Below are 15,905 nucleotides of genomic sequence, written 5' to 3'. Positions count from 1 at the left end.
ACCCAAATGCTTCCTTTTGAGAAACAGATATTCCCAAAACCTTATCGACAAAGCTATTCTACTGAAGTAGAATGTTAATATGTGATTCTACAGCAGTAGAATATATAGGGATGAGGTGTTTACATTTTGGTTATGAAGCTATTCGATAGCGAGCTTAATATTATGGATATTTTGTGGAATGAAGGCGATACCCCCGCCAAGAGAATTGCCGAAATTACAAAAGAAAAAGTAGGCTGGAGCAAAACTACAACGTATACCATCATCAAGAGATGCCTTGATAAAGGGGCGATTGAGCGGCATGAGCCTAATTTCGTTTGCCATGCGGTTATTACGCGGGAGCAGGCCCAGGAACACGAAACAACGGAGCTGATTAATAAAATGTATGATGGCGCCCCCGACAGGCTGATCGCTTCATTGCTTAGACAGAAACGGCTGTCGGCAGAAGAAATTAACCGCTTGAAGCGTCTTATCGACAGCATGGAATGAGGTGAGGGGATGTCGTTACTTCAAATAAGCATCTCAGCTTCTGTCTTTATTCTTGCAGTTGTTTTCTTGCGTTCCCTGCTTATTCACAAGCTGCCCAAACTGACCTTTATGTTTCTTTGGGGTGTTGCATTCATTCAATTGCTTGTCCCTGTTTCAGTTCAATCGCAATTTAGCTTTTTTACGCTAGCGGAATATCTGAGCAGAAAGTTTACATTGCCACAATGGATTTCCGCGCCGGAGGGTTCAACATTTATTGAGGGAACTACGGTAATTATGCCGCCAATTACAGAGCATTGGACCGCGCCGGTTATGCCGCTAATGACGGCTTTACAGCTATCACCTTTGGTTTGGGTTTGGTTAGCCGGTTTTATGTTTTGTGCCTTAACTTTTATCATTCCGCATGTTAGGTACCGTAAAATTTACAAAATGGCTGTGCCTGTTAAAAGCGATTTTATACAAAAATGGCAGCAGTCAAATTTGTTATGGCGGGATGTTCAAATCAGGCAGCTGGATCATATTTCAACTCCGCTAACCTACGGTATTATCCGGCCGGTTGTACTCTTGCCCACAAATTTAGACTATGACGATGAGTCACAGCTTGCGTTTATCCTGACCCATGAATTTACGCACGTCAGGCGGTTCGACATACTGCAGAAATGGATTCTTGCGGCCAGCGTATGCGTTCATTGGTTCAACCCCTTTGTATGGATGATGTATATCCTTGCGAACCGTGATATTGAGTTATTCTGTGATGAAACGGTCATACGGAAATCCGGGGATCATATGAAGTCTGCTTATGCCAGGGCGCTTGTACGTCTGGAAGAAAAGAAAATCGGCTTGGCGCCGGTCATCAGCAGCTTTTCCAAAAACTCAACCGAAGAAAGGATTATATCGATTATGAAAGCCAAGAAGATCTCGATCACCAAGATGCTGATTTCTACTTTGCTTGCTGCCAGTGCCGTTATCATCTTTGCGACTTCTGCACTAGACCAAACGGAAGCTGCTACGGGTTCCGATAATCCTATAGCCTACAGTGTGCCCTCACTATATCAAGGTGCTGACACCAATACAGCTTTAATGCCGATTGATATAACCTTCAATAAGAAATATGATGTACCGAAGCTGATAGACAGGCTTATGGCTTCAAAGTATCGTGCAGTTTATATGGACAACGAAATATATCTGCGTGTCATGACGGATAATACAATACAGATAAGTAAAGATAAGGGCACGGTTTGGGAGAAATATGATACAGATGAAGTCGCGGCAAAAGATTTTGCAAAATGGCTGCTAATCCATGATCCGAATCCGGGCTATTCCATCAAAGAAGTTCAGAGCCGCTTGGCAAACGGGGCCGTAGTACAACATCTGGTGTTTGAAAATATGAAGGAGATGTATTTCATCATCGACGGGAACGGTGTACAGATTGAACTTGTACAGCCGGAGAAACTAGCTTCTGTTCTGATCGACGGTCAAAGAATGATGATTACTGCCGAGAGACTCCCGTATAAAATATCTGCACAGATGCTGAAATCATTTTATGACTTGTTAGTGGCAAGCAATATACTTTCGGAAGCTCAGGCAGAACAAGATTATTCGGAAAGAATTAAGCAGCTTGAGAACACGCTCCCTGACCTTTTCGTGACGGAATGAATTCGGCACACCAAAAAGCAAGAAGACGCCCCGGGATTGCTTCCCGCAGCGTCTTTATTTTTGAAAATTAATACACCAGCACATCCGCACCAAGCGCAGACTTGTTCAGCACGGAATTGCCGGCCAGAAATACCTTGTGCAGATTAGGCAGCCGGCTCAGGGTCTCTATATTGGAGATGGCATTGTTCTCCAGATGAAGCTCTTCTATGGCCTGCCAATTGCTCATGAACGTAAGAGAAGCTACATTGCTATCCTGCAGGGTGAAGGAACGCAGAGCGGACAACTTTGCGAAATAAGGCAGTACCTGATCAACGTCACTGACAGAGGTGTTGTTCACGCTGAAATAGGGCCGGTCTAAGGTCAAATGCTCAAGCACGCTGTTCACAGCAGCTGCCTGCTGCCTGAAATTCAAACGGCATTCCGAGCACACCAGAGTGTTCACCTGCTTCAAACGAAACAGGGCGTCGCTCTCCTTATACAGTGACGAGTCATATATGTTTAAGGTCTGCAGGCGGGGCAAATCATCCAGAGCGTCAAGCTGGGCTATCTCGTCAATCTCCCGGAGGGACAGCTGCTCAAGCTCCGGGAATTTCCCCAATGCGGCTACATCTAACTCCGAGCTTCCGCCGCGGAGCGTCAGACTGGTTATGGCAGGCGCCTGCAGTCCTGGGAGAAAGGAGCCGGGAATATCTGCCCGCCGTACGCCCGGCAATGCCAGTGCCTCTGCGTTCTCGTAGTAACCGGACAACGTTAATTCCCGGAGAGAAGGCAAGCTGTTCACCGCCTCAACCGAGCCAAGCTGGCCCAAGGAAGCCAGGCGGAGTGTGGTAATGGAGGTCTTGCCGGCCAGACGCTCCAGACTGGAAAAGCTCAAATTCTCGATATCCAGTGTCTGCAGCGCAGGCATGTTTTGTACAAAGTCTATGGACTTTACATTGGTTAAAAAAGAAAGCTTAAGCTCCTGAAGCCCGGTTAAGGCATACAGCGGCTGCAGGTCTGTGGCTTCACTGTGATGGATGGCGAGCGATGAGAGCCCGTTCATAGACGACAGCCAACCCAGCTCATCGACAAAGGTTAGTGACAGGGATTTCAGCGGCAGCTTATTGAGCAAATGAAGATCTGTTATGGACTCATCCACATAGGTAATGGACAGCGAGCTCAGATTGGGGAATTCAAGCAGCATGGCTACTTCCTGATTGCTGCGCAACTGGGTGGTAAGCTCCGTGATTGTAGACTTGTCACCAAAGTAGCCGGAAAATCTGCTGAAGGATTCGTTAAAGGCCCCGCCATAGCTTCGTAATCCTGTCATATGAGCAAAAGTGGTATTGTCAGTCTGGGAGATTTCGTAAGTATTCGTCAGGTGAAGTGCCGTCAGCCCCTTAAAGGCTTCGAAATCCCGCTGATCAATCCGCTGGGTATTCAAGCTCTTGTCCTGGGTAATATAAGTGATCTTCTCGGCCTGCTCATCGCTGAAGGGATCGGAGAAGCTGTAAGTAAATTGCCACTGGTCGTTCTCCGAACGCTCCACGGTTAAATAGCGCAGACGTGCCAATTCCTCCTCTGTCGGCAGGGCAGTTCCTTTATCCAGGATTTCCTGCAGAAAGGAGAGCAGGACCTCGCTTTCGGGCATCGGCCGCACAGGCAGACTGGCCGCTGTTTTCAGCTGAGCAGAACCCGCGCTGTAATAGAAATAAGTCCCGATAGTGCCTGCCAGGATGAGCAGCAGTACCAGCGCCAGCCTTACGGAGACGTGGGACCTCGGCTTAGCCTTAGGAGGGATCCCGTGATAATGGTTAATGGTCTGATCCACATAATAGACATGATTTTGCTTCAATAAAAGCTCTGTCCGGCAATAGGGACACTTGAGGACTGCGCCTTCCTTGTATTCAATTCTGCCGCTGCAGTTAGGACAGTTTAACGGGATAAATGCCACGAATGCCTCCTCCTTCATCATGCAGATAATAAGATTATTCTAAGCTGTCATATGACCTCATAATCCCTTTTCAATTATATTAAACCTTTCAGAGAGGATAGAACGGCACTCCATTTGAATTTGCCATTCAGCTGCGTACCCGGGAGGAAATGTACCATAAAAAGGGTTTATGAATTACTCTGTCGAAACTATGACTAAAGTAGGGGTAAAAGGAATTTAGTAGGATGAAAATCCTCGGGATTTGAAAATACTTAGCTAATAAGAGATTGATTGTAGGAGGATACTACCATGGATGTTACACCTGACAAGCAAAATATAGATAAGGTTTTTTCCAGTACAACTTACTTTATTGATTTTTACCAACGCCAGTATAAGTGGACAGACGAACCCGTTCGTCGATTGTTGGATGATATTTTCTACAAATTTAACGTTGAATATCAACGCTATAAAGACAGTGATATCGAATTAGATAAATTAGTGGAACGGTATTCCTGGTACTATTTAAATACTTATGTAACCAATAATATTGATGGGAAAATTTATGTGGTTGACGGCCAGCAACGGCTTACAACGTTAACCCTAGTTCTGATCAAGCTGATGCATAGCGCAAATGAAGCTAATTCAGAATTAGCGGACTGGCTGGCGGGTAAGATTGCAGGCCAATCCGGTTTTAAGAAAGAGTTTTGGATGAATCATGAACAACATAAAGTATCGATGTCCGGACTCTTTACCGGGAAAAAACTGGAGGAGATCGATACTTCCTCCGGAATTACTGCTTTTAATATGGTCAATAACTATAAAGTTATATCCACAGTACTGGACAAAGAGTTGTTAGATAAGCATAAATTGGAAACTTTTATCTTCTACTTCTTGAAAAGGTTGGTCCTAATCAATTTAAACGTTGAGCAAACCGATGTTCCCATGGTATTTGAGGTTATCAATGATCGTGGAGTGAAACTCAAACCTTACGAAATCTTAAAAGGAAAACTGCTGGGTCAGATTGATAAGGACGAACTGGATCAGTTGGGATTAAATGAAATCTGGGATACGCAAGTAAATGTTATAAATCAATATAATGACGATGAAATTGACGTGTTTTTTATATCTTTCTTACGATCAAAGTTCGCCAAAACGGTTGGGGATACTCGGAAATTTGATCGTAATTATCATCGGGCAATATTTCTCCCGGAAGTGGATAAAGAATTGAAATTGCAGCATAGCCCGAAAGATGTAAAACGTTTTTTGCTAAATGAATTTAGATATTATTCAGAGTTATACTATAAAATTCTTAGTTATTATGATAAACCTCAAAATGATTATTTGAGTGTTTATTATAATGGATTAACTGAGATGGATAGCCAGTTTCAGTTAATAATGTCCGCTTGTGTAATAAACGACTCTCAGGAACAGGAAAAAATCAAATTGATATCGCGTGAAGTAGATCGTTTATTTTCGCTATTACAATTGCAGAAGAGTTATGACAGCAACGATTTTAATGAGGCGACATACTTGATATCCGCTGAGATTAGAGGACAGGACATTGCAATTATTAAATCGGTATTTGATAAATATCTTCTAAAAATGTTATCTGATGCGAGAGGTGTTCAAACAATAAAGCCGATTTCATACAGCTATTTTAAAGACACCGGTATTGAACTTAATAAACGTTTCAAAAGATACTTCTTTGCCCGGATCGAACAGTTTATTGCTGATCAAACCAAAATGAATATGAAACATTCTTTTTATGATCTTGTAGCAAATACAGGATCTGTAAACGGATTTCATATTGAGCATATACTCGCTAATAATACAGAGAATTTAACTGCATTCGGAGATGAGGTAGAGCGTTTTGAGCGAGAGAGAAATAGACTGGGTGGACTTCTGCTGCTAAAAGGAAAAGATAATATCTCCAGCAGCAATGAGCTTTATTTAAATAAGCTGAAAACGTACGCCAACACCCTATACTGGAACGAAACACTTCGTCAGGACAGCTATAAAACAAAAATTGATTTTTCAAATATGATGAAATCATTCAATCTTAAATTCACACCTATGGATCAATATGGACCTAATGAACTTGAAGAGAGACATATGCTACTGTATGACCTAATCTGTATTATTTGGGCGTAGCTAAGGGCCATTCAAACCGTAACTTACCAGGTTAAAACAGTGGAGAGAAGTGTTACTAATGTCTCAGTATGAAACGAGCTTGCATAAAAAAATTCAAAGTTATATTGAAAATAATAAAAATCAACTGGACAAAACAACTTGGGATGTTAAGGATGATTTTGGAAAATTGATTTTTAGTGGTAATGGTGAAGATTTATGCTTAAAAGGTTACCTGTCAGTTTTAAAGGGAGTATATGGAATTAATGTTGATAAATCAAATGAACAATGGTGCTTTCGTTCAGAGAAACGATTGGATTATAAATTTGATAATTTTCCTTTGAACAGAGATTATAATGATACGGTAAATAGTTATATCTTCTAAGAATAACTGAGAATTCAGAATACTTTGATATTATTGTTGATGAAATTTTAAAGGATAGGTACCCAGATATAATTCATTTAGATTTCCAAGATAAAAAGGCTTTAGAATGGGTTGTGAATTATTTGCAGAATAGTAATGTGGATTTAGATATTAAGTAAAATGCAAAAAAATTTTTTAGTGATTTAAATTTGTTTAACTGGATGAAACAAAAAGCATGATCTACTGGATAGACTAAGCTTAAATGTCTAATATAACTCTTATAATTAAACATCAAGTTCATGAGTAGAGCTAAAACATTTTTCCAATTGTTACTCATAGTCCGTGGAGATCCTTAGCGAAGTATAAGTATACTTATATTCATCAATCAGTTGCTTCAATTTGCTGTGTAATCAACCCACCATGACATGAAATATGAGGAGGAGTTAATGATGTTTACGCTTGGATATGATGCGGAGAAGAACCGGGTTCACTTTGTAGGGGATAGAATGGCTATGGAGGATGTGCCCGTCTATATCAGCGAGCTTAAGGAAGTGCTCAAACAAGTACGGCCGGGTTTCACGGGACTAACGGATCTTACGGGCTGCCGCCTGCTGACCCAAGAGGTGGTTCAGGAATTGAGTCCGACTAACGAGCTTGCGATTGAAGCCGGATTCTCGACCACGAAGAAATGGGCTTATGTTACCGACTCTCCGGTCTTCAAAATGCAGATGAGACGAATGTTTGGTGACTTTGTTGCCTACTTTGAATCTTACGCTGAGGCTGACGAGTATCTGAGTAACTGACAGTTTATCTGCCGGAAATCAGCCTATATACATATAATAAAACCGCCGGATAACTCCTGGCGGTTTTGTATTTGGTTCATCGTGTTAAAGGTATGATAATCTTACTAAGGATATTCAGCGCAATAATAGCCGCCACTACAATAATAATCATTGCGATATTTGTAAAAGTCTCACCGGAACCTTTGCAGCGGGGGCATAGCTTGGTGTGATTGGCGTCGCAGCTCTTGCAGTCATAGCGGCCGTGTCCATTACACTTACTACATTTAATATTCTCCTTAACACTTTGTTCAAGGATAATTGGCTTCTTCCCATGACCATTGCAAGACACACATTTGATTGCGCCTCTAGCTTGACAGGCTGTGCAAGGAGAACGTTTTCCATCTATGTCAAGATACCCCTTATTGTGACACTGTCCACACCTGAATTCTTTCTGGCCATTACATTTATCGCACAATTCATACTGTTTCACATTTACTGTCTCTTCTACACTTATAATTCCATTGTTACAATACGGGCAAGTCTGCCTTCCTGTATCGTTACAAGACAGGCAGATGAAAGCCTGATTTCGGTATCCTTTACAATCCCTACAGTAAACACTTCCATTCCCGCCACAATTACTGCATTTCCTTTCAACAAAACGTTCCTCAGGTTTAACATGTTCAACAGTATGCATTACTTCTTGGGTACCCACTGATCCAGTTCCGTTACATTGCTCACATGAGAGCACTTTTCTCGTTTCGGCTTCACAGTTACACTCCACACGTCTCTCTCCGGAACAGGCCGGGCATGTTTTTTTGAATTTAAATAAAATACGAATCCCCCCATTGCTGCTGATGACTTTCGTACCAAACCTGCATGCTCAATTATAGGAATTCAACATCTTTTAGTGCCACGGACTATAAGTCACATCGACAAAAACCTACAACTTTCGCACTAATTATCCGATATTTAGCATAGAAGATATGGTAAGGTATGGGGGATAAATTATGGATATACTCGCCGAGTTCGGAAGTAGGGTTAAGGAACTGCGTGCCCGCAGCGGAATTTCGCAAGAGCTGCTGGCACATCGCTCCGAACTGGATCGTACATATATAAGCGGAGTGGAGCGCGGTATGCGTAATATTAGCTTGGTTAATATTGAGAAGATTGCGGGCGCGCTGAGTGTCCCGATGAATTACTTGTTCTCCAATGAGCGGTTTACAAGCAATCCTGTATTTCTGAAGAAAGAAGCCGAAGTCCCGATATCCGAAAGATTTAAGTATCATTTGGACTGGGACCACAAGCTGCTTACTATTCAAATTCAAGGATTAGTAACCGGGGCAAACGTAGATTACATATCGAAAATATGGAGAGGCATTGTCTCTAATTTCGCAGAGGGTGAGCTAAGTGTGTTCGTTGATCATAGAGATATGAAAGCAGGGGACGGGGTGCCTGTTGTGTTTTTCCCTGAAGTCATTGAGAAAGCAGTTGTGCTACAGCAGAATGTGATCGCAGGCAGCAAAAAGGCTATTGTATTATGCAATTCAGAATTCATGGTACATCAGCTGAACTATATGACATCCATAAGCGGGGTACGGGATAAAACAACTCCCTTGTACGATACGGATAAACAAATGTTAGGCCAAGCTTACGAACTGTTAGAGGTTCACGGGAATGAATTAATTAAACTTTGATCCGCTGAAATCCTTACTCCCAATGCGGCACGCCGCTGTAGAGGTAGGGCTCATTGTTCACATAGGCAGCAACTTCCCTGCCGGCTAATTTGCGGATATGGCCCGGCAGCCATTCCTGCGAGTCAGGCAGACCCATCCAGAAATTCATAGTATCCAGCTGTGCGGCAATGAAGAAGCCCTCCAACAGCTCAACATAGTTATCCGGCAACGGATGAACCATGGAATAAGACTTAAGCAGCTGTTCTCTGAATGCAGGGTGGATGAAGGAAAATGCGGAGCCCAGATCAAACAGATAATAGCCGAACCCGCAAGCTCCGAAATCAATCGGCCGCACTTCTGCTCCATGAAACACTAAGTTATTCGGAATCAGATCGGCATGAATCATACCCCAATTGCCCGGTGTCCGTTCAATGGAATTCATCATAGCAATGATCCGCCTGCCTGCAGTCTGAAGCAGCTCCGTATCTGCTGCATCGAGCAGCCCGGCAGTAGTCCGCGCTTTAAGCTTCTCAAGGGACTCTAAGATACGGGAGCCATCAAAGGCAGGGCGCTCAAATGAATCAGGAGCTTGCCACTTCGAGGCTTGTCTGTGTAATTTGCCGATTAATTCACCCAGTAACCCGGCTTCCTCTGCCGTAGGAATAAAAGGCTTCTGCTCCCCTTCCACCCATTGCAGCAAAGTGCAGCTTGTGCTGTCCACGACTGTAACGAATTCTCCGCAGGTATTCTTGTAAGGTGAAGGAAGGGTTAAGTCCGTATCCAAGGCTAAGGCGTGCAGCCAGACCATTTCAGAACGGATTACCTCCGGCTTGCTCCAATAGCTTTCAAGCGCGCCGCCCTTGGAGATATGCAACCGGAGACTATAACTGTTGTTATCGTGGTCAGTGACTTTATAGATCGTATTTCCGCTCTGGGCTATGAAATCTATGGATTTGCAGGTGATGGAGTAGTTGCTTAATGCTTCCTTTGCAATCCTTAAATAATAGTCATTCAATTATCAATCTCTCCCCGCTGCGATTGTATAAATTCACATTAGCATATCCGTTTTATTGATCATACGTAGTAGTTGATTTTATTTGTTTTTAACTGCTCCTACCGGCAGGTGCATAGATTGAAATTCACTCTTGCCATGTTATAATAAAACATGCGATAGACCGTTTCCTTTGGACAGGGCGGTCTATTTCTTTTTAAATATTCCAGGCAGCAGGACATTTCCAGGATAATCAATTGTCCTGATAGGCATAGAGAGGTATTTAACATGACTAATAATTTCTGGCGTGAATTACCGCGCCCCTTTTTCATACTGGCACCGATGGAAGACGTGACGGATGTGGTGTTTCGTCATGTTGTGAGCAGAGCAGGCCGACCGGATGTGTTCTTTACGGAGTTTGCAAATTCAGAGAGCTATTGCCACCCGGAGGGGCATCATGCGGTGCGCGGCCGTCTGACATTCACCGAGGATGAACAGCCGATGGTCGCCCATATCTGGGGAGACAAGCCGGAATACTTCCGGCAGATGAGCATCGGGATGGCCGAGGAAGGCTTCCGGGGCATTGATATTAATATGGGCTGTCCTGTAGCGAATGTAGCGGAGAACGGGAAGGGCAGCGGCCTGATCTGCCGCCCGGAGCTTGCAGCGGAGATCATTCAGGCGGCCAAGGCCGGGGGACTGCCGGTCAGTGTCAAGACAAGACTCGGATTCACGGACCTGGACGAATGGCGCGGCTGGTTAACCCATATCCTGCAGCAGGATATTGTGAACCTGTCCATCCATCTGCGTACCCGGGAGGAAATGAGCAAGGTAGATGCCCACTGGGAGCTGATTCCCGAGATTAAGCAGCTGCGCGATGAGATCGCTCCGCATACCCTGTTGACCATTAACGGGGATATCCCGGACCGCGAGAGCGGCCTGAAGCTCGCTGAAGAATATGGTGTGGACGGGATCATGATCGGGCGGGGGATTTTTCAGAATCCGTTTGCGTTTGAGCAGGAGCCGAAGGAGCACAGCAGTGCGGAGCTGCTGGATCTGCTGCGGCTGCACCTGGATCTCTATGATGAATACTCAAGTCAGAAGCCACGTTCCTTCAGCCCGCTGCAGCGCTTCTTCAAAATCTATGTCCGCGGCTTCCGCGGGGCCAGTGAATTAAGAAACAGCTTAATGAACACCAGATCCACAAGCGAAGTGCGTGCGCTGCTCGATGATTTCAGAGACAAGGAGCAGGACGGAACGGATGAACGCGGGGAGTAAGCTGACGAGTTAAACATAGATCAGAAGCGATAAAATAGAGGATCGGCCGAATGGAGAGGGGAGAGCCCCGGAGCCAATAAGCCTGTCCTCTGTTTTGGTATAAGGATGTATATGTTTGTGTGTCACAAGTGATGATATTACAAATTAAAAATCCACAGGTATTTGTTCAAATTGAGGAACAGCCGGCAGCTCATTAGATACGGGTCTGAAGAATACCTCCAGATTCAGCTTGCCTGGCTCAAAAATAATGATTTGCTGGGTCCCGACGGTGTACAGATCACCATCCGTCTGCTCCCGCGGTCCTTCCCCGGTGTAGTAGGCAGCAATCGATTTCAGCTCATCCAGCGAAACCTGATCTCCTTTGGACTTAAGCTCATGTTTCATACTCTCATATCTTGCGATGTTATTTAAGTAATAGGAGTGATTGTTGAGATTACCTTTTAACATAAATGAGTTTACAGATCCTATGGAGTCAGGGATATCCCAGGTGATTTTCCCGTTTAATTTGGATTGCTCTGTCCGGAGGTCACGAAGGCTATTTGCTTTTCCTGCTACATTATTTTCCAGGACTTTGCTGACAGAGGGATCACTCAGAAAAATTAAATGGCTAAAAGTGTACGCCCGATCAGGCGACTTCAGAAAATCAGCAACCTCATCGATCGTCTGATAATGTTCAAGCGCATACCGCAAATCCATAGGGTAAGAATATTTCGATGAGGAAGAATAGGTAAGCCCCGTTCCTGCATCCAGAATCGATCCGAATACCCCGTCATCATTAAATCCTGAAATCGTCCCCATATATCCCAAATAACCAATAGTCACCATGGATTGTGCAGAATTCTTGTACGTAACTACAGCATGCAGACGGGCCAGCTGGTTCTGTGTTCCGCTATACCATTCCAGAATTCTCGCGGTCATGGTTTCTTGTGTCTCCGATCTTTGACCATATACGCTTAGTGCTGAGCATTGAGTGCTTCTTGCCACATCCGGGAACAGGTTGATTAGAAAAAGCTCATCGGCAGAAAGCTTCCCGTCTCCTCTGCTAGTCTGGGTCAATCCTGATAAACTTGCGGCAATGCCTTCAATTTCATCGACATAATCCTGATTCAGCTGAGGCTTGATATCATTTACTCTTGCTATCAGGTAGTCAAGTTCTTGGCTGCTCTTGGCCGTATCAGCTATATAGGAATCGAAAAGGGCTTCATAATCAGGCATAGCCTGCAGAATCGCCGCACCATAAGCCTTGCCCATATCAAAATGGGATGTACCCGCAGTAAAATCAAGGACCACCTCAAAGTGGCTGCCCTTATGGACTATAGAAACAGGTTCTTTGGATAAATCAGCTTCCTTGCCAGCAGTACAACCAGCTAAATGTACAATCAGAATAATGAATGCGCTTAACTTTGCAAATAGTTTCATATTCATCTCCATTCCGCCGCCCAGAGGCGAACCATATGGGGAGGTATGCTTCTCCCGGGATTAAGATATACTTGTGCAGGTGTCTAAATCATAACACGTACTATGATGGTTTAATGTGCGGTATTTCTACGGGCTGCGGCGGGGGACGTTGTAGCGGTTATACCAAACAACAACAGGCTCAAGCGTGAGTTCGCTTGAACCTGTATAATGTGAGCGGTCAGCCCTCATCCCTATGTCCGCTTGCCGGCAGCCAGCATATATCCGGCCCCCCGGATCGTAATGATCCGCTCGGGATTGACGGGATCAGCCTCGATTTTTTTGCGCAGATTACTGATGTGTACAGCGACTGTTCTTGTATCCTCCAGGCTGTCCATTCCCCAGACGAGATGAAACAGGGTATCGACAGTGACGACACGATTCACGTTTTGGGCCATATAAGACAGCAGGCTGAACTCTTTTTTCGATAAAAAAATGGTTTTACTGCCCATGTTGACGGACTGTGCGTAGAAATCCAGCGTCAACCCCGGCAACTCCAGCAGTTGTTCCCTTCTGCCCGTCGACACTCTGCGGAGGTGAGCTTTGATCTTGGCCATGAGCACTCCCGGACTGAACGGCTTGGTCACATAATCGTCGCCGCCGTAAGTTAATGCGCTGATCTTCACCTCGTCTTCTTCATGACTGCTAAGGAACACGATCGGCGCATCCGTGTAGCTGCGTGCGGTCCTGCACCAGTCAATGCCGTTCTCGTTAGCCAGCAGTACGTCCAGCACAATCAAATCCGGATTAAACGATGCCAGCAGCTTCATGGCTTCTGTCCCGTTGTGGCTATACGCGGCTACAAAGCCCTCACGTTCGCAATACGCCTGAACAATCTCACAGATATGGGGATCGTCATCGACGATCATAATTTTGTACGTATCCATTACGTTGTTACCTCCCTGCTTCCCGAATACAAAGGCAGCGATACGTAGAATATCGACCCTGTCTTACCGTCACTCTCCGCCCGGACGCTCCCGCCGTGCGCCTGTACAATTTCCCGGCAAATCGCCAGCCCAAGCCCGCTGCCCTCTACTACCTTGTCCAGCCCCGAACGGTCATATCTGTAGTTACGGTCAAAGATCTGCTCGAGCTGCTCCGGGGGAATGCCCATGCCGGAGTCTTGCACGCTAATTACCGCACAGCGGGTATTATTCACCTCGTCAGTGGTTAAGGCAAGACGCACCACTCCGCCGCTAGCGGTGAATTTCATCGCATTTGATACCAGATTAAACAGCGCCTGCTCGAATCTTTGCTTATCCATCTCGGCAACGAGCAGGCCCGGTCCCTGATCCTCCATATATCCGGTATCCAGTAAGAAGTACAGCCTCGCGTCACGCACCACCAGCTCATATTGTTCATAGAAACCGCGCAGGAAGTGAATCACAGAGACCGGTTCCATCCGGTAAGCTACCTGCCCTGTTTCTAGATGCGACAAGAAGCTCAGCTCCCCGATCATCCGGTTAATCCTTACCGTGTTATCCCGGATATACTTCAGGTACTGTTCATTGCGTTCCGGCTTAACCATGTCCATCACAGCCTCGACATAACCAAGCATGCTGGACAGCGGCATGCGCAGATCATGTGTAATGTAGGCAAGCAGCTTCTTTCTCCCTTGCTCAGAGTGAAGTAACCGCTCATACGATGTACGGAGATCCTCGTGAGCTGCGGATAAGGCATGTGTACGCACCATTACGATCTGCTCCAGATTGGAATTGATTTCAAGCAGCTTGTGATTGGCCTCCTGCAGCTCACGTGCAATCCGCTCTTCGTTCGTTGCCGTCCGCGTATATCTGGAAGACAGCAGAATCAGCTGAGCAATCGTAAAGATCAGCAGCCCGAGCGGAGAGGTGTTCCCGATTCGGGACCATTCGTTGAAGTACAGGAAATCGTTAATTACCGTAACCAAAGCAACCACTGACACGAGCAGGAAGATCAGCGCTCCCTCCATACGCCGCACCGCCGCCTTGGCCAGTCCAAGCATCAGATACACCATGTGCAGAACAACGATCATACCGATGGGCAGCAGCAATTGTGAATAGATGAGTGCAGGGGTCACCACAACAATAAGGCAGAGGCCGCTAGTTACGATCCGGGTGCCGAGGCGGAACCACCGCGATAGAACATCCGGGAAAATGCAGTCAAAGTACATGCTGATAATATAACCGCTGAGACAAAGAATCAGATACTCGATCTTGAACTGCAGGCCCCAAGGAAAATGAGGCAGCAGCTGAGTAAACATAAGCTCGCCGACCAGCAGGGACCGGATACCGAACATCAAGGTGAACAGGCCAAAGTAAAGCGGAGCTCTGTCCTTACGCCGGAGTACATAGAGCAGCAGATGATACATGCCGATGACCAGCAGACTTGCGGTGATGAACATCTCTCCGGCAACCTTCAGATTGGTCTTGGCTGCTAATACGCTACTGTCACCCAGCTCTATATCTGTGGTGATGCCGCCCCGCTTATGATGGAAATTCGCAACCTGCATAACCAGCTCTACCGTATCACTCTTAGGCTGAAAGAACACCAGCTTCGTTGCCAGATGCGGTGTCGTACCATGCTTGTCTTCACCGACCACACCGGTCTCTGCCAGCAGCTCTCCATTCACCCATAATTTATACGCATGAAAAATGGTAGGCAGCCGCAAAGCAAGCCGCCCGTTCCTGTCCTGCCCGCTAAGCTCTATGACCAGACGGAAGGTTGCAAAGCCTTGTCCGCTCAGCTCTTGACCATCCAGCGGGTAGTCCAGCCAGGATCCGGGAATGTAAATATACCGCTCTGCCATTTCACCTCCGGCCATCCGGCTCCGGATATCCTCTGGTGACAGCAGCTTGTGCCAGTAGAACTCCCATTCGCCCTGTAATTTTTGCGGTCTCTTACTGAGCGAGGCCTGCGTTAAATCCAGAAAGCCTTCTTCGCTTTGAAGCTTGGGGGCGCCTGGCGGTGCAGACATGAGCATATAGCTTACGGCCAAACCGATAACTACGGCAATAGCTATATGAAGCAATATTTTACGAGAACCGAACCTTTGAATGCCCCTCATGAAGTCGACCCCATTCTACAAGATGCGCTATAAATAGTCTGATTATCTTAATGATAGCATCATTACAGGAAGCTGTGTTAAGGGTCGAATTTAAAGATTTCTTTAAGTTTCGTTAACGTGCTAAATTCCTATGATAGT

General features: G+C 45.5%; 12 protein-coding genes. 7 read left to right on the top strand and 5 right to left on the bottom strand.

The annotated features are described in order from the left end of the window. Nucleotides 1-132 precede the first annotated feature (132 nt). Both LOS79_RS21420 and LOS79_RS21415 read left to right on the top strand, forming a co-directional pair. Entirely contained in the window at nt 133-486 is a 354-nt protein-coding gene (locus LOS79_RS21420) for a BlaI/MecI/CopY family transcriptional regulator (protein WP_315412179.1), read from the top strand. Between the two features lie 9 nt (nt 487-495). After that, nucleotides 496-2,139 (top strand): M56 family metallopeptidase, encoded by a 1,644-nt coding sequence (locus LOS79_RS21415; RefSeq protein ID WP_315412177.1) that lies wholly within the window; start codon nt 496-498, stop codon nt 2,137-2,139. Between the two features lie 67 nt (nt 2,140-2,206). On the opposite strand, the gene LOS79_RS21410 is transcribed toward LOS79_RS21415, so the two are convergent. Then, nucleotides 2,207-4,072 carry a leucine-rich repeat domain-containing protein gene (locus tag LOS79_RS21410; RefSeq protein ID WP_315412176.1) on the bottom strand — a complete coding sequence of 622 codons (1,866 nt, stop codon included), beginning with the start codon at nt 4,070-4,072 and terminating at the stop codon, nt 2,207-2,209. A gap of 288 nt (nt 4,073-4,360) precedes the next feature. On the opposite strand from LOS79_RS21410, the gene LOS79_RS21405 reads away from it, so the two are divergent. The 4 genes from LOS79_RS21405 (at nt 4,361) to LOS79_RS21390 (ending at nt 9,018) form a co-directional block, all read left to right on the top strand. Next, nucleotides 4,361-6,202, top strand: coding sequence for a DUF262 domain-containing protein (locus LOS79_RS21405; protein WP_315412175.1), 1,842 nt, complete (start codon nt 4,361-4,363; stop codon nt 6,200-6,202). A gap of 58 nt (nt 6,203-6,260) precedes the next feature. Then, a complete protein-coding gene (locus tag LOS79_RS21400; protein WP_315412173.1) occupies nt 6,261-6,563 on the top strand; it encodes a hypothetical protein in 303 nt (100 codons plus the stop codon). A gap of 425 nt (nt 6,564-6,988) precedes the next feature. Then, a complete protein-coding gene (locus tag LOS79_RS21395) occupies nt 6,989-7,345 on the top strand; it encodes a hypothetical protein (RefSeq protein WP_315412172.1) in 357 nt (118 codons plus the stop codon). A 986-nt stretch (nt 7,346-8,331) separates the two neighbouring features. After that, a complete protein-coding gene (locus LOS79_RS21390) occupies nt 8,332-9,018 on the top strand; it encodes a helix-turn-helix domain-containing protein (protein ID WP_315412171.1) in 687 nt (228 codons plus the stop codon). 13 nt (nt 9,019-9,031) lie between these two features. On the opposite strand, the gene LOS79_RS21385 is transcribed toward LOS79_RS21390, so the two are convergent. Beyond that, nucleotides 9,032-10,012, bottom strand: a complete 981-nt coding sequence (locus LOS79_RS21385) for a phosphotransferase enzyme family protein (protein WP_315412169.1) — start codon at nt 10,010-10,012, stop codon at nt 9,032-9,034. A 264-nt stretch (nt 10,013-10,276) separates the two neighbouring features. Here LOS79_RS21385 and LOS79_RS21380 point away from each other — a divergent pair, with 264 nt between their 5' ends. After that, nucleotides 10,277-11,266: a tRNA dihydrouridine synthase gene (locus LOS79_RS21380; protein ID WP_315412167.1), complete on the top strand. Its 990-nt coding sequence runs from the start codon at nt 10,277-10,279 to the stop codon at nt 11,264-11,266. A 144-nt stretch (nt 11,267-11,410) separates the two neighbouring features. Here the strand turns inward: LOS79_RS21380 and LOS79_RS21375 are convergent, their stop codons facing one another. The 3 genes from LOS79_RS21375 to LOS79_RS21365 all read right to left on the bottom strand — a co-directional run bounded on the left by LOS79_RS21375 (nt 11,411) and on the right by LOS79_RS21365 (nt 15,731). Beyond that, a complete protein-coding gene (locus tag LOS79_RS21375; RefSeq protein WP_315412165.1) occupies nt 11,411-12,697 on the bottom strand; it encodes a C45 family autoproteolytic acyltransferase/hydrolase in 1,287 nt (428 codons plus the stop codon). 218 nt (nt 12,698-12,915) lie between these two features. Beyond that, complete coding sequence (locus tag LOS79_RS21370) at nt 12,916-13,608, bottom strand: response regulator transcription factor (RefSeq protein WP_315412163.1); 693 nt, start codon at nt 13,606-13,608, stop codon at nt 12,916-12,918. Beyond that, on the bottom strand, nt 13,608-15,731 hold the full coding sequence (locus tag LOS79_RS21365; RefSeq protein ID WP_315412162.1) for an ATP-binding protein: 2,124 nt from the start codon (nt 15,729-15,731) through the stop codon (nt 13,608-13,610). Before LOS79_RS21365 ends, LOS79_RS21370 begins: the two co-directional genes overlap by 1 nt. Nucleotides 15,732-15,905: the final 174 nt, after the last annotated feature.

Origin of the sequence: Paenibacillus sp. MMS20-IR301 (assembly GCF_032302195.1) — a bacterium.
In the GTDB taxonomy this organism is placed as follows: Bacteria; Bacillota; Bacilli; order Paenibacillales; family Paenibacillaceae; genus Paenibacillus_AQ.
The sequence above is the reverse complement of the archived record's forward strand: the minus strand, read 5'-3'. Positions and strand labels throughout refer to the sequence as shown.